The organism is Thiogranum sp. (genome assembly GCF_058323355.1).
The window spans coordinates 1-22,758 of the sequence record NZ_JBTTIO010000083.1; the positions used below are offsets into that span (position 1 = coordinate 1).

The 22,758-nt window shown below is 57.7% G+C and carries 23 protein-coding genes and 3 tRNA genes; 20 read left to right on the forward strand and 6 right to left on the reverse strand.

The features are described 5' to 3' along the window. Positions 1 to 75: transfer RNA gene (locus ACW81B_RS11840), tRNA-Glu, on the reverse strand. 71 nt (positions 76 to 146) lie between these two features. Here ACW81B_RS11840 and pcnB point away from each other — a divergent pair. The 6 genes from pcnB (at position 147) to panD (ending at position 4,781) form a co-directional block, all read left to right on the forward strand. Continuing rightward, positions 147 to 1,478 carry a polynucleotide adenylyltransferase PcnB gene (gene pcnB / locus ACW81B_RS11845; protein WP_491580430.1) on the forward strand — a complete coding sequence of 444 codons (1,332 nt, stop codon included), beginning with the start codon at positions 147 to 149 and terminating at the stop codon, positions 1,476 to 1,478. Next, positions 1,471 to 2,001, forward strand: coding sequence for a 2-amino-4-hydroxy-6-hydroxymethyldihydropteridine diphosphokinase (folK, locus tag ACW81B_RS11850; RefSeq protein WP_491580431.1), 531 nt, complete (start codon positions 1,471 to 1,473; stop codon positions 1,999 to 2,001). The genes pcnB and folK overlap by 8 nt, the downstream gene beginning before the upstream one ends. Before the next feature lie 9 nt (positions 2,002 to 2,010). After that, positions 2,011 to 2,679, forward strand: a complete 669-nt coding sequence (locus ACW81B_RS11855; protein ID WP_491580432.1) for a deoxynucleoside kinase — start codon at positions 2,011 to 2,013, stop codon at positions 2,677 to 2,679. Next, positions 2,672 to 3,478 carry a 3-methyl-2-oxobutanoate hydroxymethyltransferase gene (gene panB / locus ACW81B_RS11860; protein WP_491580433.1) on the forward strand — a complete coding sequence of 269 codons (807 nt, stop codon included), beginning with the start codon at positions 2,672 to 2,674 and terminating at the stop codon, positions 3,476 to 3,478. Before ACW81B_RS11855 ends, panB begins: the two co-directional genes overlap by 8 nt. Positions 3,479 to 3,480: 2 nt before the next feature. Further along, on the forward strand, positions 3,481 to 4,326 hold the full coding sequence (gene panC, locus ACW81B_RS11865; protein WP_491580434.1) for a pantoate--beta-alanine ligase: 846 nt from the start codon (positions 3,481 to 3,483) through the stop codon (positions 4,324 to 4,326). Positions 4,327 to 4,400: 74 nt separating this feature from the next. Further along, on the forward strand, positions 4,401 to 4,781 hold the full coding sequence (gene panD / locus ACW81B_RS11870; protein ID WP_491580435.1) for an aspartate 1-decarboxylase: 381 nt from the start codon (positions 4,401 to 4,403) through the stop codon (positions 4,779 to 4,781). 3 nt (positions 4,782 to 4,784) lie between these two features. On the opposite strand, the gene mltF is transcribed toward panD, so the two are convergent. Continuing rightward, the gene (gene mltF, locus ACW81B_RS11875; RefSeq protein ID WP_491580436.1) at positions 4,785 to 6,173 is read right to left on the reverse strand and encodes a membrane-bound lytic murein transglycosylase MltF; all 1,389 of its coding nucleotides are present in this window, start codon (positions 6,171 to 6,173) and stop codon (positions 4,785 to 4,787) included. A 171-nt stretch (positions 6,174 to 6,344) separates the two neighbouring features. Between mltF and ACW81B_RS11880 the strand changes: the two genes are divergently transcribed. After that, positions 6,345 to 6,435: transfer RNA gene (locus tag ACW81B_RS11880), tRNA-Ser, on the forward strand. Between the two features lie 306 nt (positions 6,436 to 6,741). Then, on the forward strand, positions 6,742 to 7,710 hold the full coding sequence (arsS, locus tag ACW81B_RS11885) for an arsenosugar biosynthesis radical SAM (seleno)protein ArsS (RefSeq protein ID WP_491580437.1): 969 nt from the start codon (positions 6,742 to 6,744) through the stop codon (positions 7,708 to 7,710). A 58-nt stretch (positions 7,711 to 7,768) separates the two neighbouring features. On the opposite strand, the gene ACW81B_RS11890 is transcribed toward arsS, so the two are convergent. Further along, positions 7,769 to 8,419: an OmpA family protein gene (locus ACW81B_RS11890; protein ID WP_491580438.1), complete on the reverse strand. Its 651-nt coding sequence runs from the start codon at positions 8,417 to 8,419 to the stop codon at positions 7,769 to 7,771. 148 nt (positions 8,420 to 8,567) lie between these two features. Between ACW81B_RS11890 and ACW81B_RS11895 the strand changes: the two genes are divergently transcribed. Beyond that, positions 8,568 to 9,320 carry an acetyltransferase domain-containing protein gene (locus ACW81B_RS11895; RefSeq protein WP_491580439.1) on the forward strand — a complete coding sequence of 251 codons (753 nt, stop codon included), beginning with the start codon at positions 8,568 to 8,570 and terminating at the stop codon, positions 9,318 to 9,320. Position 9,321: 1 nt separating this feature from the next. Here the strand turns inward: ACW81B_RS11895 and ACW81B_RS11900 are convergent, their stop codons facing one another. Next, on the reverse strand, positions 9,322 to 11,523 hold the full coding sequence (locus ACW81B_RS11900; protein WP_491580440.1) for a DUF1631 domain-containing protein: 2,202 nt from the start codon (positions 11,521 to 11,523) through the stop codon (positions 9,322 to 9,324). 170 nt (positions 11,524 to 11,693) lie between these two features. Between ACW81B_RS11900 and ACW81B_RS11905 the strand changes: the two genes are divergently transcribed. From ACW81B_RS11905 to relA, 9 genes are all read left to right on the forward strand, one after another. Next, positions 11,694 to 12,578, forward strand: a complete 885-nt coding sequence (locus ACW81B_RS11905) for an HDOD domain-containing protein (protein WP_491580441.1) — start codon at positions 11,694 to 11,696, stop codon at positions 12,576 to 12,578. Positions 12,579 to 12,713: 135 nt separating this feature from the next. Then, entirely contained in the window at positions 12,714 to 14,426 is a 1,713-nt protein-coding gene (locus ACW81B_RS11910) for an HDOD domain-containing protein (protein ID WP_491580442.1), read from the forward strand. A 1-nt stretch (position 14,427) separates the two neighbouring features. Beyond that, on the forward strand, positions 14,428 to 14,877 hold the full coding sequence (locus ACW81B_RS11915; RefSeq protein ID WP_491580443.1) for an ATP-binding protein: 450 nt from the start codon (positions 14,428 to 14,430) through the stop codon (positions 14,875 to 14,877). Next, entirely contained in the window at positions 14,861 to 15,193 is a 333-nt protein-coding gene (locus ACW81B_RS11920; protein WP_491580444.1) for an STAS domain-containing protein, read from the forward strand. The genes ACW81B_RS11915 and ACW81B_RS11920 overlap by 17 nt, the downstream gene beginning before the upstream one ends. Then, a complete protein-coding gene (locus ACW81B_RS11925) occupies positions 15,183 to 15,998 on the forward strand; it encodes an MlaE family ABC transporter permease (protein ID WP_491580445.1) in 816 nt (271 codons plus the stop codon). The genes ACW81B_RS11920 and ACW81B_RS11925 overlap by 11 nt, the downstream gene beginning before the upstream one ends. Position 15,999: 1 nt before the next feature. After that, on the forward strand, positions 16,000 to 16,824 hold the full coding sequence (locus tag ACW81B_RS11930) for an ABC transporter ATP-binding protein (RefSeq protein ID WP_491580446.1): 825 nt from the start codon (positions 16,000 to 16,002) through the stop codon (positions 16,822 to 16,824). After that, positions 16,821 to 17,771 (forward strand): MlaD family protein, encoded by a 951-nt coding sequence (locus ACW81B_RS11935; protein ID WP_491580447.1) that lies wholly within the window; start codon positions 16,821 to 16,823, stop codon positions 17,769 to 17,771. The genes ACW81B_RS11930 and ACW81B_RS11935 overlap by 4 nt, the downstream gene beginning before the upstream one ends. After that, positions 17,761 to 18,372 (forward strand): ABC-type transport auxiliary lipoprotein family protein, encoded by a 612-nt coding sequence (locus tag ACW81B_RS11940; protein ID WP_491580448.1) that lies wholly within the window; start codon positions 17,761 to 17,763, stop codon positions 18,370 to 18,372. Before ACW81B_RS11935 ends, ACW81B_RS11940 begins: the two co-directional genes overlap by 11 nt. 37 nt (positions 18,373 to 18,409) lie before the next feature. After that, positions 18,410 to 20,617: a GTP diphosphokinase gene (relA, locus tag ACW81B_RS11945; protein WP_491580449.1), complete on the forward strand. Its 2,208-nt coding sequence runs from the start codon at positions 18,410 to 18,412 to the stop codon at positions 20,615 to 20,617. A gap of 64 nt (positions 20,618 to 20,681) precedes the next feature. Here relA and ACW81B_RS11950 read toward each other — a convergent pair. Next, positions 20,682 to 20,758 (reverse strand) — tRNA-Arg (locus ACW81B_RS11950). 70 nt (positions 20,759 to 20,828) lie between these two features. Here ACW81B_RS11950 and ACW81B_RS11955 point away from each other — a divergent pair. Together ACW81B_RS11955 and ACW81B_RS11960 are read left to right on the forward strand one after the other, a co-directional pair. Continuing rightward, positions 20,829 to 21,164, forward strand: a complete 336-nt coding sequence (locus ACW81B_RS11955; RefSeq protein ID WP_491580450.1) for a hypothetical protein — start codon at positions 20,829 to 20,831, stop codon at positions 21,162 to 21,164. 187 nt (positions 21,165 to 21,351) lie between these two features. Further along, positions 21,352 to 21,999, forward strand: a complete 648-nt coding sequence (locus ACW81B_RS11960) for an adenylate kinase (RefSeq protein WP_491580451.1) — start codon at positions 21,352 to 21,354, stop codon at positions 21,997 to 21,999. 58 nt (positions 22,000 to 22,057) lie between these two features. On the opposite strand, the gene ACW81B_RS11965 is transcribed toward ACW81B_RS11960, so the two are convergent. Continuing rightward, entirely contained in the window at positions 22,058 to 22,690 is a 633-nt protein-coding gene (locus tag ACW81B_RS11965; protein WP_491580452.1) for a hypothetical protein, read from the reverse strand. Positions 22,691 to 22,758 lie beyond the last annotated feature (68 nt).

The following is a 22,758-nucleotide window of genomic DNA, read 5'->3' on the forward strand; positions in this document are numbered from 1 at the left end:
TGGCGCTCCCTAGGGGAATCGAACCCCTGTTACCGGCGTGAGAGGCCAGTGTCCTGACCGCTAGACGAAGGGAGCTAAAGAACGCTGAATGGAACCAGCAGCGGTGCTATTATACGCGCAAGCGATTCAGGGACAAGCTAATTAGAGTGAATAATCAAGGCGATATCGCGCCCGACAGCTGTCACCCCGTCACCATACCCCGGCCGGAGCACAGCATTTCGCGCGCCAGCATCAGCTCGGCGGCGCTCAAGGTGTTGTATGGACTGAAAGAAGCGGGCTACCAGAGCTTTCTGGTGGGTGGCGGGGTGCGCGACCTGCTGCTGGGCCGCGAACCCAAGGATTTCGACGTGTGCACCGATGCCACGCCGGAAGAAATTCGTCGGCTGTTCCGCAGCTGCCGGCTGATCGGGCGGCGTTTCCGGCTGGCACATGTGCGTTTTGGCCGGGAAGTGATCGAGGTCGCCACCTTCCGCGCCCGTCATGACGAGCAGTCTGACGAGGAGAACGACAGTGCCCATTCCGAGGAAGGCCGCATCCTGCGTGATAACGTGTTCGGCAGCCTGGAAGAGGATGCCTGGCGGCGCGATTTCACGATCAATGCGCTGTACTACGACATCAAGGATTTTTCTGTTGTCGACTATGTCGGCGGGCTGGATGACCTCAGGGCGGGCACGCTGAAACTGATCGGCGACCCGGAACAGCGTTACCGTGAGGACCCGGTGCGTATGCTGCGCGCGGTGCGTTTCGCCGCCAAGCTGGGTTTCCGTATTCACCCGGACACGGAAGCGCCCATGCACGATCTGGGTGTGTTGCTGGAAGACATTCCTTCCGCGCGTCTGTTCGAGGAGGTCCTGAAACTGTTTCTTGGCGGCTGTGCTGTCACGACTTTCGAGCTGTTGCGCCACTATGATCTGTTCCGCTACCTGTTCCCGATGACCGACGAGGCGTTGAGTCACGAAGAAGAGGGTTTTCCGATCACCTTCGTCGCCCGCGCGCTGGAGAACACCGATAACCGGCTGGCCGGGAATAAACCTGTTACGCCGGCATTCCTGTATGCCGCGTTGCTGTGGGAACCGGTGCGACTGCGCTCACAGGAATTGATCGAGCAGGGTGCGTCGCCGCTGGAGGCCGCGCAGATAGCCGGCAATGAAATTACTGCGGCACAGGTGCAGGCAACGTCATTGCCCAAACGCTTCAGCTTTCCCATGCGCGAGATCTGGCTGTTGCAGCAGCGGCTGGAAAAGCGCCGGGGCAAGGCGCCGTACCGGATGCTGGAGCATCCGCGTTTCCGCGCGGCTTATGATTTCCTGTTGTTGCGCGCCGAGGTGGGCGAGGCGCCGGTGGAACTGGCGGAGTGGTGGACGGATTTCCAGCAACTGAACCCCGTTGAGCAGGCGAAAAAAGTCGAACCTGCGCCGACCCGCAAGCGTCGTCGCCGTCGCCGGAAAAAGAAACCGGCCACCAGTGGCGATGACTGAAGTTGTCGCGTGGATCGGGCTGGGCAGTAACCTCGACGATCCGTGCAAACAGGTGAATACCGCGCTTGGCGAACTGGATGGCCTGCGGCAAATGCGCCTGCTGGCCTGCTCCGGTTTGTATCGAAGTCCGCCAATGGGGCCGCGGGATCAGCCCGACTATGTCAATGCCGTTGCCAGCATTAGCACGGCGTTGTCCGCCGAGGCGCTGCTGGACGCCTTGCAGTCGATTGAACAGGTGCATCGGCGGGTACGCGGCCGGCACTGGGGGCCGCGCACCCTGGATCTTGATGTTCTGTTGTACGGTGATGAGATCATTGATACCCCGTACCTGAAGGTGCCGCACCCCGGTCTGGCGGAGCGCAATTTTGTGCTGGTGCCGCTGGCCGAAGTTGCTCCGCAGTTAACCGTGCCGGGACGGGGCAAGGTGCAAACCTTGCGGGAAGCAGTCAGTAACGAGGGTCTGGAACGGATCGGTGATGCCGAATGGCAAGCCACTGTCACGGACCCCGATGTGAGTCGATAGAGAGCAACAATGCAGAACCCGGGTTTTATCGTAGTGGAAGGGCCAATCGGCGTGGGCAAAACCAGTCTCGCACGTCGTCTGGCGGAAACATTTGGCAGTGAGTTATTGCTGGAAGGCGCGGCGGAAAACCCCTTCCTGGAACGGTTTTACCGCAACCCGCGCGCCGCCGCCATGCAGACCCAGCTGTTTTTCCTGTTGCAGCGCGCCCAGCAGATGCAGGAACTCCGCCAGGGCGATATGTTCGAACCGGTACGGGTGGCGGATTTCCTCATGGACAAGGACAGGATATTTGCCAAACTGACACTGGATGCCGAGGAATACAAACTCTACGAACAGGTCTATTCGCACCTGACCATCGACGTGCCGACGCCTGATCTTGTGATCTACCTGCAGGCGCCGGTGGATGTACTGATGAAGCGCATCAGCAAACGGGGTATAGGCTATGAACGCGCCATGGAGCCGCACTACCTGAACGCCCTGTGCGATACCTATACCCGTTTTTTCCATTTCTACGACGAGGCACCGTTACTGATCGTGAACGCCACTGACATCAACCTGGTAGAAAACCAGTCGGACTACGAGATGCTGCTGGAACAGATGGCACAGGTGAAGCGCGGGCGGCACTATTTCAATCCTGTGCCACAGGGTCTGCTGGCCGGAGACCGCCGGCATGGCTGACAGCGCGCCGATCACCACACAAACCCTGTTACGCATGAAGGTGGATGGTGACAAGATCGCCGTGGTGACCAGTTACGATGCCAGCTTCACCTGCCTGCTGGAAGAGGCCGGTGTCGAGGTGCTGCTGGTGGGCGATTCGCTGGGTATGGTGGTGCAGGGGCACGATTCCACCTTGCCGGTAACACTCGATAACATGATCTATCACAGTGCCTGTGTTGCACGCGCCGCAACGTGTGCGCTGCGCGTTGTGGATATGCCCTTCATGACCTGTGCGACAGTTGAGCAGGCGCTGGATAGCGCAGCGCGCGTGATGCGTGAGGGCAATGCGCATATGGTCAAGCTGGAAGGGGGCGCAATGTTGTATGAAACCGTAACCGCCCTGACGCAACATGGCATACCCGTCTGCGGCCACCTGGGGCTGACACCCCAGTCGGTGCACCAGCTTGGCGGCTACCGTGTACAGGGCCGTGACGATGAGGCGGCCGGACAACTGCTCGACGAAGCCCTCGGCCTGGAACAGTCCGGTGCATTGATGCTGGTGCTGGAGTGCGTGCCGTCCGCGCTGGCAAAACAGATCAGTGAACGTCTGCGCATCCCGGTGATTGGCATTGGCGCCGGCGTCGACTGTGACGGGCAGGTGCTGGTGTTGTATGACCTGCTGGGCATAACCCCCGGCAGGCGGCCGAAGTTTTCACACAACTTCCTTGAACAGGGGCGCGATATCCCGGCAGCATTACGTGCCTATGTCGAGGCCGTCAAGGCAAAGCGCTTCCCTGCGCCGGAACACACCCTGGCCTGATAATGAAAACTGTCTGCTCCGCTGACGACCTGCGTGCGCAGATCACTCGCTGGCGACAGGCCGGTGAGCGTATTGCCTTCGTCCCCACCATGGGCAACCTGCACGAAGGACACCTGCAACTGGTCCGCGATGCCAGGGCGGTTGCGCCACATGTGGTCGCCAGTATTTTTGTGAACCCCCTGCAGTTTGGCCCCAACGAGGACCTGGACAACTACCCGCGCACGCTGGAATCCGACCAGCAAAAGCTGGAGGCCGAAGGCGCGGACCTGCTGTTTACCCCCGAGGTGTCGACCATGTACCCGCGTGGCGTGGAACGCAGCAGTGTGGTCGAGGTGCCGGAAGTCAGCGAGGGGCTGTGCAATGATTTTCGCCCCGGGCATTTCACCGGGGTGGCAACCGTGGTGGCACGTCTGTTCAACCTGGTGCAGCCAGACGTGGCGGTATTCGGTGAAAAGGATTACCAGCAGCTGGCAGTGATCCGGCGCATGGTCGATGACCTTGGCTGGCCCATCGAGATAAGGGGTGTGGCAACCGTGCGCGAGGCTGACGGGCTGGCAATGAGCTCACGCAACCAGTACCTCGGCGAACGGGAGCGCCAGGTGGCCCCGCTGCTGTACCAGACCCTGGGTCAGGTCGTTAGCGCGATCAGAGCGCAGAAAACCGACTACCGCACGCTGGAAAAAACGGCGCTTGAAACGCTGGAAAGGGCCGGTTTCAGCCCGGAATATGTGGAAATTCGTCATGCCGAAAACCTGCAACCGGTGGATCCTGGTGAGCTGAACTGCGTGGTTCTGGCCGCCGCAAGGCTTGGCGCGGCGCGTTTAATCGACAATATCCGCGTCGAATAGCGGAGTGGATGGTTTGCAGGCCCCTGTAGAACTTGGGATAATGGCCGCGTTACTTATTTCAGGAAACCCGACGGATGCAGATCACCCTGCTTAAATCCAAATTGCACCACGCCCATGTGACCCACTCCGAGCTGGAGTACGAGGGTTCGTGCGCGATCGACAGTGATTTGCTCAAGGCGGCGGGTATTCGTGAGTACGAGCAGATCCAGATCTACAACCTTGCCAATGGCAATCGTTTCACCACCTATGCGATTCGCGCCGAGGCGGGTTCCGGCATTATTTCCATCAATGGCGCGGCTGCGCACAAGGCCAATCCGGGCGACCGCATTATCATTTGTACCTATGGTGTGTTCGACGAGCAGGAAGCTGCAGGTTTCCAGCCGAAACTGGTGTACCTGGATGCGCACAATCACATCGTTCGCCAGGGCAACGCCATCCCCGTGCAGGTCGCCTGACGGTTACAGCGCCGGCGTATCGATCCGGAACGCGGGCGAGACTTCAACCGGCAAGCGATCCTTGTCGGTAATCCACACCAGAATATCGTAGTAACTGCGGATGTTCTCCACGTAACGCACCGGTTCGCGTCCGCGCGCATAACCGTAACGCGTTTTCCTGTACCACTTCTTCTGGCTCAGCAGCGGCAGGTATTTTTTTACCTCCGCCCACTTGTCCGGGTTGGCGCCGTCCTGCTGTGCAAGAATGCGGGCGTCTTCCAGGTGGCCGAAGCCGACGTTGTAGGCCGCCAGTGCCAGCCAGGTGCGGTCCGGGTCCTTGATGCGTTCCGGCAGTTTCTTCTTGATATTGGCGAGGTAGAGCGCGCCGCCTTCGATACTGGCCTGGGCGTCGTGGCGGCTTTTGTTAATACCGAGGTGCTGCATGGTATTACGCGTCAGCATCATGATGCCGCGCACCCCGGTCGGGGAAATTGCTTTCGGGTTCCAGTGTGATTCCTGGTAACCCATCGCCGCCAGCAGCCGCCAGTCCTCGCCGGTTTCCTTGCCGGCTTCCTCAAACCATTGACGGAACGGCGGCAGGCGTTCCTTGATGTGTTTCATGAAGCGCCGGGTGCCGACATAGTCGAAGTTGGAGACATAACCGTAGTAGTGGTCGAGCAATTGTTCCAGCCTTCCCGATTTGTTCAGCTCGTCGAAGTATTCACGGGCCTTGTCCAGCAGGCTGGTGTCCTGGCCCGATGGGAATGCCCAGGCGAGTGGTTCCGGGGCGCTGATATCAAAGGCCACGCGCAGCTCCGGGTAAAATCGCCGGCTGATGGATATTTCATTGGAGTCCGCTACGGTGTAATCGATCACCTGTTCCCAGACCAGGTACAGCAGTTCCTCACTTTCAAGCGCCGGGTTTTCCTGGAATGACAGATTGGGATAGGTTTGTTGCAGTTTGCGTAATTTTTCCGCATGGCTGCTTTGCGACACGACCTCAAGGGTGCCGCCCAGGTCTTCAAGGCTCTTCGGTGCACGGCGTCCGCTACGGTAGACCAGCTGCGGTGTAATGTGCTGGTAGGCAGGGCCAAAATTGAGAATGTGTTTGCGCTCCTCGGTTACCGTCAGGCCGGCGGCAGCGAGGTCGCCCCGGCCGGACTGTATCCCATCGAGGATAGCCGCCAGCGTGTCGGGTGTTTCCAGCCGGAGTTTGACACCGAGAAATTCCGCAAAGCCTTTGGCGAGGTCGTATTCCAGCCCGGTCGGGCCGAATGGCCCCTGGTAATAGGTGGTGGCACTGTTACGCGTAATCACCACCAGTTCATCATGGCTCAACACGCGGTCGAGGTGCGATTTCTGAATATCGCATCCAAGTAGCAGGAGAACCGGCAGAAGCAGAACAAGGCGCATAAGGAGGGGGACAACCAAAATTTTATGTCATGACTGGCAGTTACCCGGGTTAGCGGCCGGCGGTGGAAAATTTTAGCCTTCCTGGCAAACGCTGGGGTACAATAGCGCCCGCTCAACGAGGCAGCACCAGCTTGTGCTACTTCCCGTTGATTTTCAAGTAGAAATACCTCTGGAGAGGTACCGAAGCGGTCATACCGGCACCGACTCGAAATCGGTTGGGGGCGTTAGCCCCACAAGGGTTCGAATCCCTTCCTCTCCGCCATTTCCCGAAAAAATGTTGAATTTACGCTAATTCCGTACGTTCGCGTTTCTATATTACCCAATTGGTCCACATGGAAGGTCCACATGGAACCTTTGGGTATGCATCAACAAACACATTTATACCGCTTCTGAGGTTGACGGCTTCAGGTGATGGCGCTGCTGCCTGGGCAGGCTGCGGGAAACTGTCGTCAAGGCATTCCGGAAGGCGCCGGGCTTGTCAAAGGATAGCAAAGGCTATCTTGAACAGATGCAGGTGGTATAGCCTTGATATTCGGCAAAAAACCGCCATGTCTCTATAATCCCGACCATGCATGCCACATTACCCTTGCTCGAAAACACAAACTTCCCCCGGATAAGGCGGGGCGCATTGACCACTCTGCAAGTCAATCTGGGGTACCGCTGTAACCAGAGTTGTCTGCATTGCCATGTGAATGCCGGTCCTAACCGCAAGGAGGAAATGGATCGGGATACGGTCGATGCCGTGTTGCGGTTTCTGGCGTCTTCGGGGGTGAGGCATCTGGACCTGACAGGTGGTGCTCCGGAAATGAATCCCTGTTTCCGCTACCTTGTAGAGCAGGCGATCCGGAAAGGTATCCATGTGACGGACCGTTGCAACCTCACCATACTCACAGAGCCTGGCTTTGAGACGCTGGCGGTGTTTCTGGCAGAGCACAGGGTTGAGATTGTTGCGTCTTTACCCTGCTATCTGAAAGAGAATGTCAATGGCCAACGTGGCGACGGTGTTTTTGAAAAGAGTCTGTCGGCACTGAAACAACTCAACCGGCTGGGATACGGCAGGCCGGATACCGGGCTGGTGCTGAACCTGATGTATAACCCTGTTGGCCCCTCGCTGCCTCCACCCCAGCAGCAGCTGGAAGCTGACTACCGCGAGGCATTGCGTACACGCTACGGCATTGAGTTCAGTGCTCTGTTCGTGCTGGCCAACATGCCGGTTGAACGTTTTGGCAGCACGCTGATATCCAAGGGCAAGTTTGATACATACATGGATATGCTCAAGGATGCACACCAGCCCGAAAACCTGAATACCGTGATGTGCCGGTCACTGGTCAGTATTGACTGGCAGGGCTATGTGTATGACTGCGACTTTAACCAGATGCTGGGGCTTGCCTGGCGAAACGGGCAGGGCGGGCGCGTACACATCTCGTCACTTGCGGATGAAGCGGTCGAAGGCAAGGAAATTGCCGTGGCAGATCACTGTTTTGGTTGCACTGCCGGTCAGGGTAGCAGTTGTGGTGGTGCTATCGCAGAGGAATAGTTTGTCTCGTCAGCCGCAACCCTCCCTGGTTCGCAGCGCCCGAGAACAGGTTTTCGCTTTACTGTGCCTGTGTGCCGCGAATGGTGATTTCAACGCGGCGGTTCTTTGCGCGGCCTTCCGGGGTCGCATTGCTTGCAACAGGCTTTTCTTCACCAAGCCCCAGTGTCGTCATCACCCTCGGTGACACACCATTGTCCATCAGGAAGTTCTTGACCGCAGTGGCGCGGCGCAGTGACAGTTTCCGGTTATAGTCGGCAGAACCTGAGCTGTCGGTGTAACCGACAATATCAACACTCTGTACATCGGCCAGTTGATTGATGTGGGCAGCCAGGTCGCGGAGTTCGGTTTTACCGGCATCCTTGATTACGTCGCTGTTGACATCGAACAGGGCGCCGGCTGACAGGGAGACCGATTTGGTGACAACTTTTGGCACGGGAGCCGGTGCCGGAGCCGGAGTTGCTACGGGAGCGGGGGCAGGTGCAGCCGCGATTTCTTTTGTCTTGTCGCCACAGTCCGCCAGTGCATCTGCGCTGGTCCAGAACCCGGTTTTTACACAGTTGCCAAATCCATCTGTGACCAGGTGTGAGCCGGAATCGCCGACATAACCTGAGTTTGCCTTGCCCGCCTGATGTGCTGTTGCGTCCTGTGCAGCCAGCATGCTGATGCAGGCCAGTGTCATAACTCCGGTAATCCGGGAGTTTGTTTTCATGATTGATCTCCTTGTTCGTCCTGGTATGTTGCATGCGTCTGACAGGCATGCTGCAGGCCCGAATTATACAGGTATCGTGATTAAGGGTGCGATAGCCGGCGAATCGGGCGAATGTTCATAATCTCCCGGTTTCTGGTATGTTTCGGCTATGGCAGTTGAAGAAAAACAGACACGCCAGTCCCGACGGCTGGTTATCGTTGACGTTATGCGTGGTGTGGCAATTGCGCTGATGGTTATTTTCCATTTCTGTTTCGATCTTGCGCATTTTGGTTATGCCGATTTTGATTTCTATAACGATGCATTCTGGCTGAACTTCCGTACCCTTATTCTGGGCCTGTTTCTGTTCCTGGTCGGGATAAGTCTGGTGCTTTCTACGCGAAAGGGCATTAATGTCCCGCGTTTTATGGCGCGTTTGCTGCGCATTGTCGGTGCTGCCCTGCTGGTGAGTATTGCGACGTGGTGGCAGTTCGGTGACCGGGTTGTGTTCTTTGGCGTGCTGCACTTTATTGCCCTGGCCAGCGTGCTGGCCCTGGTGTTTGTTCACAGGCCGGTGATTGCCCTGATTGTTGGCGTGGCGCTGCTGGTGATCGGGAATGCCGTGCAGTTCCCCTGGTTCGATCAGACAGGCTGGCGCTGGATTGGCCTGATGACCCACAAGCCTGCAACAGAAGATTATGTTCCCCTGCTACCCTGGTTCGGTGTCGTGCTGGCGGGTATTTATGCAGGCGATGTGTTGTTACGCAACAGGCGACTGCAGCGGCTGGACGACACAGTACCGGCAGACAGTGCCCCGGTGCGTTTGCTGGCTTTCTCCGGCAGGCACAGCCTGCTGATCTACCTGCTGCACCAGCCCTTGCTGTTTGGTGCAATCAGCCTGTTTATCGCAGTGGCTGGCCGGTAGATTATTTCTTTTCGTATTCCTTCAGTGCAACGCGAACAGCCCGGTCCATCAGTGGAGCCGCATTGAGGAGACGCGCCCGGGCACTGCGCATCAGGTGCGCCAGTTCCTCAATGGTGTAGTTCCCGACTTTGAGTCCTTTGCGGTCGGTAAACAGACAGGTGCCGGTAATCGGGCTGATCCAGCTGAGCTTGGCGCGCAGGCGCTGACCATTCTTGCCGCGAAACTCCATCCAGGTGCCGGCTTTCATTTGCCGGGCGCGGGCAGTAAAGCCATCGTCAATGGCGCGTGCCGAGCCGGGTTCCCTTACCTTGTCAGGCGCTGTCTCAGTCGGTGCCTCAACCGGCGGCTGTTCACTTTTTTTCGCTTGTTGCGGGTTTTCTTCCGTGTTGTCGCTATTAATGGCAGTTCTTCCATGTGCGCGCACCAGTTTGGCGATAAAGTCATCGCGTTCCGTGGGCGGGATGGACAGCCGTTCCATGCCGAGGCGAAGGTTATCCAGCAGGCGCGGCTGAATAGTCACCAGTCGCTGCCGGTCAGCCGGTGTGGTCTTGGGTTTGACGCTCCAGATCAGTTCATCCATGGTCTGAACAGCCTGTTTCCATTCTTCACTGTCCTTGCCATTGCGGGCGCAACTGATGAAAAGCAGGTTTTTCCAGTGCGTAGCAATAAAGTCCCGAACAAAATCGAGGTTGAGACTGGATTCGATCCTGGGCTGGATTTCTTCCAGGGTTGTTGATTCTGCAACGGCCACGCGTTCTGTACCTTCCATGACTTTTGCAGAACGCCGGGCACGGATTTCGGCCTGCTCTTCTTCATGGGCAAGGAATTCATCCAGCTCGGCCAGGAGCCTTTCGAACAGCCCCAGGTCATCTTCGAACTCATCGAGGATGGTCTGCACAATCGATTCGATTTTGGCGTAGAGCGGATCGTCGCTGCCCTGTGTTTCATCCCAGCCAACGCCGGTTGAGGCCAGCCGGTTGAGCAGCTGGCGGGCCGGGTGTGACTTCCGGGAGAAGAAGTTGTTGTCCAGTAGTGCAACCTTGAGTAACGGGATTTGCAGGCGGCCGATGAGTGCGCGCATGGCATCGGGAATGTTACGGTCGTCAAGGATATAGTCGAACAGCATAACGACAATATCGAGCGTCATGGTGCCGGACTTGCCGAGGTCCTGGATGATGCTGGTATCGCGCATATTGCGCAGGACGTTCACGGTTCCTGTTTGAACAAGCGCCGGGTCAGGCACCGGTGCGCCGGTTGCCTGGCCGTAGCCGTCAACCGGGTCGCAGCCTTGCTGCAGACAGGTCAGGGCATTGATAGAGGGCTGCACATACTGCGTGTAACCCTGGTGCTGTATGCCGCCCGTGTTTTGTTGTCCCGGCACGCCGCCGGAAGCGTCATGTCCTGTATAGCCCGTTCCGCTATCGCCTGCCGCCTGGTTGCCCGCTTGTCCGGTGCCCTGCCCGGGGTGACGTGCCTGGTTTGGGGATTTTCGTACGCTGGTGCGAATTTCCGGCAGCACATCCATCTTGATGAGTTGCTGGTTGAGTTCGCGGTACAGGGCGTCGATATTCACGCCAACGTGCTTGTCGAATAATTTGAAAATGACGAGTCGGATCTCCAGTCCGGTTTCGATGCGCTTTGCCGCTTCGCGGAAGGCGTTGCAGATTGCCTCCGGGCCAATCGGGTTTTCGAATTTTTCGAGGTCGGTGTCGCCGATCAGAAAACCGATACGTTTGTCCAGCGCGTAGAGGGACTGCAGGCAGTGGCTGCGGATTTTGTTGACCATGTTGGAAACGGCGAGGTCTTCTTCAAGGTCGTTTTTATCGATCAGGCCGAGGTCTGATTCGCTGTCGAAACTGAGGCCGCCTGTCCCGGTGGCTGAGGAGGGCCGGGGAATGCCCCGGTCGAAATGATGTTTGAACTGCGCCAGGAAATCACTCTCTATGTCCTTGCGGATGATGCGCAGTTCACGCATGGCGTCGAAGTATTGCGTCTGGATCATGTTGTTTTCGGCTTTTTCCGCGCGCGAGAAGAGCGCATCGTCGACGCTGTCCATCATGGTTTTGATGTGCTTTTCCAGTGATGCCGTGGCCAGGTCGCGAATCGTCCGCAGTGCCTTTGATCCAGGACCGGAGCCGATACTGCGACGTATCTGGCCGTAGTCCTCGAGGTTGACCACATTTTTCTTGATTGACTCAGACATGTTGATACCCGCTTTCCTGATGTTCCGGTTTGTATTACGACTGGAATAGATAAATATCATGTCCGGAATGTTGAATATGTGAGCGATTCGGCAAAATTCGTTTCTTTATCGATCTCCAGTTTTTCTTCACGGCGTCGTTAGTTAGGGAAACGAAAACCCTTGGTGTGCCCATGCCCCGTCAGAACCTGATTGCCAGTAATGCCGCCATACAGGAATCCATCGTCAGTCTTCTCGATGACGTGGAAGGACTGGTGTCTCCGCCGGACGTCTGTATGCGGATGTTTGAGCTGATCCACTCCCCCTCGACCAGTGCGGCGGACATTGCAGGTGTCGTTTCGGTCGACCCGAACCTCACGGCCCGCTTGCTCAGAATGGCGAACAGTGCCTTTTATCGTTTTCGTCGCAAGATCGATACAGTCAGTCGCGCCATTACTGTCATTGGAACCACCGAGCTGTACCAGCTGGTACTGTCCATTTCGGCGGTTAAATCGTTTAACAATATTCCCAATGAGCTGGTGCAGATGGAGGTGTTCTGGCGCCATAGCGTCTATACGGGCTTGCTGGCGCGCGCACTGGCAGTCCGCGCCGGTGTGTTGCACCCGGAGCGCCTGTTTGTTGCCGGGCTGATGCACGATATTGGCAGCCTGATCCTTTACCACCAGCGCCCCGAGGCCATGCGTGATCTGCTGCTGATCGCCGATGGTGATGAAGAGGTGCTGTACCAGTCCGAGATCAGTCGTTTTGGTTTCAGCCACGCCAGTATTGCCGCACACCTGATGAATGCCTGGCAATTGCCGGAGGAGCTGGTGTTTTCCATCAAGTGGCATCACCAGCCCGAGCTGGCGGAGAAAGCCGGTATCGAAGCGCATATCCTGTTCCTTGCCAATCACCTGGTGAACGAATCGGAGCAGGGTAATTTCATGGGCTCGCCACGCGCCGAAATCCGCATCCCCGAGGCTATACCGGGACAGGTTGGCCTGACTGAGGACGAGTTGTTCTTTGCGTTTGAAGAAGCTGCCGAGCAGTTCCCCTCGACGCTCGAATCGCTGGTCTAGGGCGGGTTCCCGGGTGTTGCTGCGCCGGTATCCTGGATAATGTCTAATCGATTGATCGTTCGTCAAAAAATCACTCTAGATTGCGCCGTTTTTGCCGTTAATGTGCTCACAAGTGGAGCAAATTAACCCTTCAGGATGCTTGATCAACAGGTTATGGAAGAAACTGTTGCAGAACACACGGTGCGGCCGACTGACCTCCCCGCTCCTCCCAAGGATGCCATTCGTATTGTGCAGGCCAGTTCACGCACGGGCGTTGACAGCCGTGAACTCGCCCGGCTGGTGGCCAACGACCCGGTACTGACCGCCGAACTGCTGCGTATTTCCAATTCGGCCTATTTTGGCCTGGTCAGCCAGGTGAAGTCGGTGAGTCGTGCCGTCACCGTGCTGGGTAACCGTGCACTGCGTAACCTGGTGTTGTGTATTTCCATGCGTGACGCGCTGCGCTCCGACGCGATCCCCGGGTTCAATATCGATGTTTACTGGGAGGATGCGCTGCGGCGTGCCGTCAGTGCGCGCATGCTCGCCGAACTCGCCAGGCTTGACCCTGAAGAGTGCTTCACGGCCGGCCTGTTACAGGACTTTGGCTTGCTGGTACTGTTGTTCCTGAACCCCGGGCAGGTGGAGCACTGGGACCGGCTCGCGCAGTCCACGCCCGACGAACGCCGTGATATCGAAGTCGATCTGTTTCACTCAACGCACGATGAGGTGGGGCTCACGCTGGCCAACAGCTGGGACCTGCCGCCGGACCTGGCATTTGCCATGGGCTATCACCACGATGGTCCGCCCGAAGACGCCGAGCCGGCGACAAAGATGCTCTGCAGGGTGGCAACCTGTGCCGACTGGATGGCTTCAGTGTATCGCTGCCAGGACAAACGTACGGCCATCCAGCAGGTACGCACGCTGCTGGCCGAAAACTTTGATGCCAGCGCGGAACACAGTGACTACCTGTTGCAGCAAGTGGCGGAATCGGTGGCCGAGGCTGCCACGGCCATGGGCATGCGGGTGGGTGAACAGCAGACTTTCGACCAGGTGCTGCGTGAGGCCAACCTGCGCCTTGCCGAGGAAAATCTCAGCTACCAGGAACTCACCTGGCGTCTCGAACAGGCATTGGTTGAACGCGACCGCTATGCGGAAGAGTTGAATCGTGAACTGGAGCTGGCGCGCGAGGTCCAGCAGAGTCTGTTGCCCGATGCGGCTGTTAATTTGCCGGGAATTGCCGGCCTGAACCTTTCCGCCAGGGCTGTCTCGGGCGATTTCTTCGATTACTACCGGGTGGCTGAAAACAAAATGGCCTTTTGCCTCGCGGATGTTTCCGGGAAGGGCATGAATGCCGCCCTGCTCATGGCCAAGACCGCCAGTCTGTTCCGTTGTCTGGGCAAGGGTATCCACGATCCGGGCAAATTGCTGGCGATGATCAACCGGGAGATCTTCGAGACATCGATCCGCGGCATGTTTGTCACCATGCTGGCCGGCGTGGTGGACCAGGCCAGCGGCGAAGTGACATTGGCCAGCGCCGGACACCTGCCCGCGATGCATATGGGATGCGTTGCGCTGATTGGCGAGTACCCGGCCAAGGCGCCACCACTGGGTATCAGCCCGGACAGTGTTTTCCCCAATGACACTTTCCAACTCCAGGGCGGTTGTCTATACCTGTATACAGACGGCCTGCTGGAAGCGCGCATGGCCGATGGCGAACGACTGGAACGGGAAGGCTTGATCCGGGTGCTGAAAGAACATGCCAGCGTGCCCCTGAGCGAACGTCCACGCATTATCGCCGATACGGTGGTGGCGGCTGATGGCGTACTGGAAGATGATTTGACACTGATGATTATTGAAGGAAAGAAATAGCATGGAATGCGGTAAAACGCTGGTGACAGTGAGCTTCTGTTCACGCGCCAGTCGATTGCGTCTGTTGCGCAGTGTCATGCGCGATACAGCAGGTCTTGCCGGCCTGAATGAATCACAGACTGAAGCCATGGTGCTGGCTGTGAACGAGGCGTGCATGAATGTGATCCAGCATGCCTATGACATGGAGCCGGACGGGCAGATTGATGTCAGTGTCCTGCAGGAAAAGGGTGCACTGGTGATTCGTATCAGGGATTACGCTGCCCCGGTTGATATCAAACAGGTGCGTTCACGCGAACTCGACGATATCCGTCCGGGTGGTCTCGGGGTTTACCTGATCAACAGTCTGATGGACGAGTGCGGGTTCGTGGAGCCACCAGCCGATGGCGGCAATCTTTTTGAAATGAAACTGTTTACCAGGGAACAGGGAGAAGACGATGACATTTCCGGTTGAAGACAGACAGGGTTTTTCCGTTGTTATGCTGAGCGGCGAAATCGATCTGAATAATTCGCCCGATGCGCGCAAGGTGATTCTGAACAGCCTGAAGAAAAACAGGCATGTCATGGTGGATCTGTCGGATGTGGAGTATATCGACAGTTCCGGTGTTGCCAGCCTGGTGGAGGGCTTCCAGTATGCGCGGGGCAAGGATCTTGAATTTGGCCTGATCGGTGTCAGCGAGGCGGCCATGAGCGTGTTGCGCCTGGCGCGACTCGACCAGGTATTTAAAATTTACAGCTCACTGAACGAGCGGCTGGGAAATGACAGCTGAGATTGAGTCAAACCGTTTTCGCCAGCTGAGCGAACTGGTCGGACGCAAGTTTGTATCCGGTGTCGAGGACTTTGGTTATGGCGCGGCCCTGCTGGTCGAGAGCATTGTCTGGCTGCTGGCCGGTCGCTGGCTGCAACAGCGGGTTCGCCTGCGTGCCATTGTTCAGGAAATGATGACTATCGGTGTGCAGGCCATTCCGGTGGTCACCATCCTGGCGTTCGCCAACGGCGCCATGATGGCCATGCAGGGTATATATACCCTGCGTGATTTCGGTGCTGAATCACAGGTGATATCCGGCATTGCCATGTCGGTGACACGCGAGTTTGGCGTGTTGATTGCCGGCATAGTGGTCGCCGGTCGCTCCGGCTCGGCCATCGCCGCACGCATTGGCACCATGCAGATGGCGCAGGAGATCGACGCACTGCGTGTCATGGGTGTATCACCGGTGCGCTACCTGGTTTCCCCGATTCTTGCCGCGATGTTGCTGATGATGCCGGTACTGGCGATGCTTTCCGATGCCATGGCCATTCTGGGTGGCGGTGTGATTTCCGTGATCGAACTGCACATCAGTCTGGACACCTACATCTCGCGTGTATTTGTCGAACTGTCACCGGGCGATATTTTCCAGGGTCTCACCAAAAGTGTGGTGTTCGCGGTACTGATTACACTGGTTGCAACCAGTAACGGTTTTAACGCCAGTGGCGGTGCCGAGGGCCTGGGGCGCGCTACAACCCGCTCTGTGGTGCTGTGTATTGCCGCGATTGTCGTGGCCGACATGATCTTCACGTTTTTCCTGAGTCGTTGAGATGAATGCAACCACTTCACAAGCCGCACCGCAACCCGTCATCGAGGTGAACAACCTGGTGACCTGTTACGGTGATCAGAAAATACTGGATGATGTGTCTCTGTCCGTCGAGGCCGGCGAGATCATGGTTATCATGGGTGGCAGTGGCTCCGGCAAGTCTACCCTGTTGCGTTATCTGCTAGGCCTGCATCGCGCCGACGGTGGCGATATCCGCCTGTTCGGGAAAAGTATCAATTCCCTGAGCAGTCGTGAGTGGATGGAAATACGCAGGAAGATCGGCGTGTCCTTCCAGGGCGGGGCCCTGTTCAATTCCATGAATGTGGGCGAGAACGTGCGAATGCCGTTGCGTGAACATACTTCACTCGACGAGAACACCATGAAGATCATGAGCCGCATGAAGCTGGAGGTGGTCAACCTTGCCGGGTATGAACACCTGATGCCCGCACAGCTGTCCGGTGGCATGGTCAAGCGGGCGGCGCTGGCGCGCGCCATTGTGATGGACCCGAGCATTCTGTTTTTTGACGAACCGTCAGCCGGCCTGGACCCGGTGGTTGCAGCCGATCTCGATAACCTGATCCTGCGCATTCGCGACGCCATGAAGGTGTCCATTGTGGTGGTGACGCATGAACTGGAAAGCGCCTTCAAGATTGCCGATCGTATTACCGTGCTGGATCGCGGGCGTATTCTTCTGGTTGGCACGGTCGACGAGGTGCGTAACTCGGACAACACCCGGGTACGGAACCTGCTGACACGGACATCAGAGGACGAAGTCGTCGATGTGGATGATTACCTGCACCGGCTCACCGAGGGAGCAGTACGGATTTGAAACGCGATACCATCAATTATTTTTCCGTCGGCCTGTTTGTACTGGCAGGTCTCGCGCTGTTGTTCTGGGCGTTGCTGCGGATCAGTAACGGGGGCGGTGAGCGCGATGTGTACTATACGATGTACCGTAATGTGGCCGGTCTGTCGGACGGCACGCTGGTGACCTACGAAGGCTATGTGCTGGGGCAGGTGGAGAGCATCGAGCCGCTGCGTGGTGAACAGGGTATCGCCTATCGTGTGGCACTGGAAGTCAGCAAGGGCTGGAAGATCCCGGCCGACAGCGTTGCGCGTATCTATTCGGAAGGTTTACTGGCGGACACGGTAGTGAATATTTCCGAGGGAGATTCTGCCGAGTTTTTGCAGCCGGGTGACCAGATTGATGGCGAACAGGGTATCGACCTGTTTGCCATTATCGGCGAGGTGGCAGGTGATTTCGGTGACCTGAGTGAGCATTCAATACGGCCTCTCATCGAGTCACTGAACAAAACAGTGCAGCAGGTCGGGGGCGTGCTCGAAACGCGCGTGCCCGTCATTCTGTCTGACGTCGAACACCTGGTCGGGCGCCTCGACGAGAGTGCCTCGCACCTTTCCAGTATTCTGGACGACGACGGTGCGCACAAGGCGAAGCGCATACTGTCCAATGTTGACAAGGCCTCCGCAGACCTCAGCGAACTGACGGCGGGCCTGGCAGAGGTCAAGCGGGATGCCCAGGCGTTGATGGCGAAGCTCGACGCCCTGCTCAGCGAAAGTGGACCGGACATGCAGCAGGCGGTGGCTGAACTTCGTCATATCCTCGACCAGGTGTCGCGTTACAGTGACGGCATCCTGCAAAACATGGACGACACCAGCCGTAACATGAGCGAGTTCAGCCGCAAGATACGGGAAAACCCGGGCAGTCTGCTGGGTGGCGCCGCGCCGCGGGACAAGGGGGTGCAGCGTGATCGCTAGATGGACGGTTACAGGGTTTCTGCTGCTGGTACTGGCAGCCTGCTCTGTCGGCACGCCCGTACCGGAAGACCGCTTTTATGAACTCAGTCCAGTCATCGCCACGGTGTATCCGCAGCCACTGCTGAAGGGCGGGCTTTCGATTGCGCATATCAGCGCAGACCCGCTGCGCAACGGTCGCGCGATGCTTTACCGCGACACCCGTCGACCGCTGGAACTGGGGCGTTACCACTATGAATTCTGGGCCGACCAGCCCCCGCGGATGGTACAGCAGGTTCTGCAGGATGCTATCCGCCGCAGTGGTGTAGCCGACCGGGTTGAAATGGAAGGCCGGCGCCCGCACTTTCGTTACGAGCTTGCCGTAAAGGTGCGTCGTTTCGAGTCACTGATCGATGCGGATCGCACCGTTGCCGATGTCGAGCTTGAAGCTGTGCTGCGCAGCACCCGTGACGGGCACCCGATATGGACCAGAGTCTATCGCCGGCAGATCGATTCACAGCGGGGCGATATGCACGCGCTGGCCGATGCCATGCAGCAGGGCCTGGGGCAGATTGTTGAACAACTGATTGGAGATTTGAAAGCCGCAGCAACGGACGACGATTAGCGAGAGTCGGGTTCTGCGGCTACACTGGAGTATATATATGGTAGCACGCGCGGAAACCACGACGCCGAGCGATGGCCAGTTACCGGATGTGGACAACTGGTTGTCGTCCGTCAGCTTCGGGCGCGATGAATCTGCACAACAGGTGATTCGCGCGGCGCTCGATCGCGCGCAAAAAGCCCACCGTGACCAGACCCGGGCATCCGGCGAGCCCTATGTTGTACATTGCCTGGCTGTCGCCGAAATTGTTCACCACCTCCAGCTTGACCACGAAGCCGTAGCCGCCGCCATTCTTCACGATGTGGTCGAGGATACCCCTGTCAGTCTTGACGATATCCGCGAGGAATTCGGTGACAAGGTGGCAAATCTTGTCGATGGCGTCACCAAGATGGGCCGGATCAGTGAAATCCGCGAGCCCCTGCAGGAACAGCAGCAGCTGGACCAGGGGCGCGCCGAGAATGTCCGCAAGTTGCTGCTGGCCATGGCGGAGGACGTGCGCGTGGTGCTCATCAAGCTGGCTGATCGCCTGCACAATATGCGCACCCTGCGCCATCTCGGTGAAGACCGGCAAAGGCGCATCGCGCGTGAAACACTGGATATCTATTCGCCGCTCGCCAACCGCCTGGGTATCTGGCAGGTCAAGTGGGAGCTGGAAGACCTGGCGTTGCGCTATCTTGATCCCGACGCCTATCACCGCATTGCCGCCTTGCTCGACGGGCGGCGCATCGACCGTGAGCGTCACATTGAACTGGTCAAGGAAAGCCTGGTCGAGGAATTCGATCGGGCCGGTATCCTGGCGGATGTGGTGGGGCGACCCAAGCATATCTACAGTATCTGGCGAAAGATGCGGCGCAAGAATATCGACTTCCACCAGATCTTTGATGTTCAGGCTGTCCGCGTACTGGTGGACACTACGGCGGAATGTTACACCGCGCTGGGTATCGTGCATGGCTTGTGGCGACACGTTCCGCACGAGTTTGACGACTATATTGCCAACCCCAAGGCGAACAACTACCGCTCGCTGCACACTGCCGTGATTGGGCCGGAGGGCAAGCCGGTCGAGGTACAGATTCGTACCCGGGAAATGCACGAACATGCCGAACTCGGCATTGCCGCGCACTGGCGATATAAGGAAGGCTCGCGCTATGACGAAGGCTTCGAGAAAAAGATTGCCTGGTTACGCCAGTTGCTGGAATGGAAAGAGGAGGAACCGTCGGCGCACGAGTTTGTCGACCGTTTCAAATCCGAATCCGTCGAGGAGCGGGTCTACGCGCTGACCCCGCAGGGCGAGGTCATCGACATGCCGGCAGGGGCGACAGCGCTGGACTTTGCCTACCACATCCATACCGATGTCGGACACCGTTGTCGTGGCGTAAAGGTGAATGGCCGGATCGTACCGCTCAACTATGTATTGAAGAGTGGCGAACAGGTTGAAGTACTGACCGCACGGCGGGCGCATCCCAGTCGCGACTGGCTGAACCCGCACCTGGGTTATCTCAAGACATCGCGCGCGCGCGCCAAGGTGCGCCACTGGATCAAGCTGCAGGATCGCGAAATCAATATCGCGGCCGGGCGTACCGCGCTGGAACGGGAATTGCACCGCTTGGGTCTGTCCGGGCAACGGCTGGGGGAAGTGGCAGCAAAACTCAACTTCACTGATGTCGATGGTTTGATGGCGTCACTGGGGCGCGGTGACCTGCCCTATGGCCATGTCGTCAGTAGCCTGATGGAGCTGGAGCGTTCTGACGATGAACCCCATGCCCTGCCAATCATCGGCAAGCGCAGCGACAGGTCGGCACAGGAAGGTTTCCGCATACTGGGTGTTGGTAATCTGCTCACCACGACCGCACGTTGTTGTAATCCTGTGCCCAACGACTCAATCGTGGGCTACATCACACGCGGGCGCGGTGTCACCATCCATCGCAGTGACTGTCCCAATGTACTGCGCCTGAAGGAAGACGACCGCGATCGCCTGATCGACGTCGAGTGGGGTGCCACGCCTGAGCGGGTGTTTCCCGTGGATATCCGCATCCAGGCCTATGACCGTCCTGGTTTGCTGCGTGACATTTCGGCTGTACTGGCCAATGACAAGATCAATGTCACGGGGATCAACACCAATACAGACGGCAAGGACATGATTGCGCGCATGGAAATGCACGTCGAGGTGACTGATATCGGTCAGCTCAGTCGCGTACTCAGCCGAATCGGTCAGTTGCCCAACGTCATCGAAGTGCGGCGTAAGGCCTGAGTAGAAAGCCGAATCATTCGGGTGGTATCAGGTGCCTGGCATTACCGCAACAGGATTGATAATTTGGCGTCCCGGAGAGGAGTCGAACCTCCGACCTAGCGCTTAGGAGGCGCTTGCTCTATCCAGCTGAGCTACCGGGACTTTCTGGCGGGCATACTAGCAAAGCCGGGGGGTTATTGTCAGCCAGGGATGCGCGGTCTATAGTCAGGGTATGAGCCTGCCGCGCGTGACACTGCTGCCGATTCTCGATGCGTCCGAACCGTTGCGTAAACGTGCCCCGGTGTTTGATGAAAACGGCAAGCCGTTGTCGGATTTCATGGTGGTTATTCCGGGGTTACGCAAGAAATCCCGGCTGCGTATCCAGCAAACCCTGAAAGAGATTCATGGCACCCTGGCCCATTTTGGCGATGCGGTGGTGTTTGCAGAACTGAACCTCAAGCTGAACCTGCTGTGGGTCTCGATCCGGCCCGTGGCGGGTATTCGCTTCGAGATTACCGAGGCCTTGCGCCGGACCATTCCCGATGCGCGGCTGGTTTCCCACCTCTAGCCTCGCCGGGGTTAATCCCATAACAAACATAAGTGAATTAATGTTTTCCGGCTGAACCCGGGGCGGAAACGGCGTCGGCTATTGATTGCCCGCGCCTTCGCAAGCACAATGCGCACCTGCATTTTCGGCCCGGGCAGACCTGCTGCCGAAAACCCCGATTTTATTTACCGTTCAAGAGGAACACGCAATGAAACTGATTCTTTTAGGTGCGCCGGGTGCCGGCAAGGGTACCGTGGCCAAAATGTTGACCGAGCTGGATGGTTCTGTACAGATTTCCACCGGTGACATTCTGCGTGGCGCTGTACAGGCCGGCACCGAGCTGGGCAAGCAGGCCCAGGCCTACATGAACGCCGGCGACCTGGTGCCGGACGAGCTGATCATGGGCATTATGGAAAAACGCCTGCAGGAGCCGGATTGTGAGAAGGGTTTCCTGCTCGACGGTTTCCCGCGCACTATTCCGCAGGCCGAAGCCCTCAAGGAACTGCTGAACAAGCTCGGCATCAAGCTCGACATGGCCGTCAATATCGACGTGCCCCGTGATGTCATCCTGGATCGTCTGACGACGCGTCGTACCTGTTCCAATGCTGATTGTCAGGCCATCTACAACGTCAAGAGCAACCCGCCCAAGGTGGAAGGCATTTGTGACAAGTGCGGCAGCCCGGTGATCCAGCGCGAAGACGAGACCGAGGAAGCCATCACCCACCGCCTGGAAACCTACAACGAGAAGACTGCACCGTTGATCGGTTTCTATGAGAATGAAGGCCTGTGCATCACCGTCAACGCGACCAACAGCGAAGACGTGATCAATGCCATCAAGGAACGCCTCGCCGCCTGATTATCCGGTACAGAGGTTGTAAAGGAACGGCAGCTTTCGGGCTGTCGTTTTTTTTGTGCTATTTTTCTGACTCGTCGGGTAATTCCGGTGCTTCTATCGTTGACCAGTCCTTGCGCAGTGCCCCCATCTTTTCACGCCAGGCATCGGCATCACCGTAATCGAAAAAGTGCTCTGTCAAATAGTGCGGGTCACGTGTGCGGCGAGCATGTTTGATCGGACACCAGTACTGCTCGGTCCGTGCCGAGACTTCACGAACGTATTCAGCCACGCCATTCCCGTAGCCGCAGTAAATGCAGTTGAACTTTTCAATCGCGTTCAGGTAGGCGAGGTGATGGCGGTCAATCGCAATATGATCCGAGCGGCGCACCAGCGGAATGCCGTACAGGCGGAAACAGATATGCTGGTAGATTGTGACCGCGATATCCAGTGCCAGGAAAGGGAAGAATACGCTGTAGATGATCGGGGCCGAAATAATATGCTTGATCTGCGCATGCGTCAGGTAACGCCATGCGCTGATCCGTTTGCGTTTGTGCAGTGCCCGCATCCCCTGTTCAAAACGCACCTTGCCGCGCTCCAGGTGGTAGTGGAACTGTTCGCGCTTTTCCTGCAGCAGGCGGTCAATTTCCGCTTCCAGTTCCTTTTGCAGCTTGTAGAAGCGCTCCAGGGCTTCGGTCAGGCGGTCAGTTGGCATGTTTTTACTCCCGGGGTAGGCAAGGGTTCTCTGGTCCAGCGGCCCGTGGACCGGGTTGCCGGCCTGTC

What these genes read in the sequence shown, in the direction of transcription:
- folK (WP_491580431.1), top strand. Translation starts at nt 1,471, where the DNA reads ATGACTGAAGTTGTCGCGTGGATCGGGCTGGGCAGTAACCTCGACGAT.
- ACW81B_RS11855 (WP_491580432.1), top strand. Translation starts at nt 2,011, where the DNA reads ATGCAGAACCCGGGTTTTATCGTAGTGGAAGGGCCAATCGGCGTGGGC.
- panB (WP_491580433.1), top strand. Translation starts at nt 2,672, where the DNA reads ATGGCTGACAGCGCGCCGATCACCACACAAACCCTGTTACGCATGAAG.
- panC (WP_491580434.1), top strand. Translation starts at nt 3,481, where the DNA reads ATGAAAACTGTCTGCTCCGCTGACGACCTGCGTGCGCAGATCACTCGC.
- panD (WP_491580435.1), top strand. Translation starts at nt 4,401, where the DNA reads ATGCAGATCACCCTGCTTAAATCCAAATTGCACCACGCCCATGTGACC.
- mltF (WP_491580436.1), bottom strand. Translation starts at nt 6,173, where the DNA reads ATGCGCCTTGTTCTGCTTCTGCCGGTTCTCCTGCTACTTGGATGCGAT.
- arsS (WP_491580437.1), top strand. Translation starts at nt 6,742, where the DNA reads ATGCATGCCACATTACCCTTGCTCGAAAACACAAACTTCCCCCGGATA.
- ACW81B_RS11890 (WP_491580438.1), bottom strand. Translation starts at nt 8,419, where the DNA reads ATGAAAACAAACTCCCGGATTACCGGAGTTATGACACTGGCCTGCATC.
- ACW81B_RS11895 (WP_491580439.1), top strand. Translation starts at nt 8,568, where the DNA reads ATGGCAGTTGAAGAAAAACAGACACGCCAGTCCCGACGGCTGGTTATC.
- ACW81B_RS11900 (WP_491580440.1), bottom strand. Translation starts at nt 11,523, where the DNA reads ATGTCTGAGTCAATCAAGAAAAATGTGGTCAACCTCGAGGACTACGGC.
- ACW81B_RS11905 (WP_491580441.1), top strand. Translation starts at nt 11,694, where the DNA reads ATGCCCCGTCAGAACCTGATTGCCAGTAATGCCGCCATACAGGAATCC.
- ACW81B_RS11910 (WP_491580442.1), top strand. Translation starts at nt 12,714, where the DNA reads ATGCTTGATCAACAGGTTATGGAAGAAACTGTTGCAGAACACACGGTG.
- ACW81B_RS11915 (WP_491580443.1), top strand. Translation starts at nt 14,428, where the DNA reads ATGGAATGCGGTAAAACGCTGGTGACAGTGAGCTTCTGTTCACGCGCC.
- ACW81B_RS11920 (WP_491580444.1), top strand. Translation starts at nt 14,861, where the DNA reads ATGACATTTCCGGTTGAAGACAGACAGGGTTTTTCCGTTGTTATGCTG.
- ACW81B_RS11925 (WP_491580445.1), top strand. Translation starts at nt 15,183, where the DNA reads ATGACAGCTGAGATTGAGTCAAACCGTTTTCGCCAGCTGAGCGAACTG.
- ACW81B_RS11930 (WP_491580446.1), top strand. Translation starts at nt 16,000, where the DNA reads ATGAATGCAACCACTTCACAAGCCGCACCGCAACCCGTCATCGAGGTG.
- relA (WP_491580449.1), top strand. Translation starts at nt 18,410, where the DNA reads ATGGTAGCACGCGCGGAAACCACGACGCCGAGCGATGGCCAGTTACCG.
- ACW81B_RS11955 (WP_491580450.1), top strand. Translation starts at nt 20,829, where the DNA reads ATGAGCCTGCCGCGCGTGACACTGCTGCCGATTCTCGATGCGTCCGAA.
- ACW81B_RS11960 (WP_491580451.1), top strand. Translation starts at nt 21,352, where the DNA reads ATGAAACTGATTCTTTTAGGTGCGCCGGGTGCCGGCAAGGGTACCGTG.
- ACW81B_RS11965 (WP_491580452.1), bottom strand. Translation starts at nt 22,690, where the DNA reads ATGCCAACTGACCGCCTGACCGAAGCCCTGGAGCGCTTCTACAAGCTG.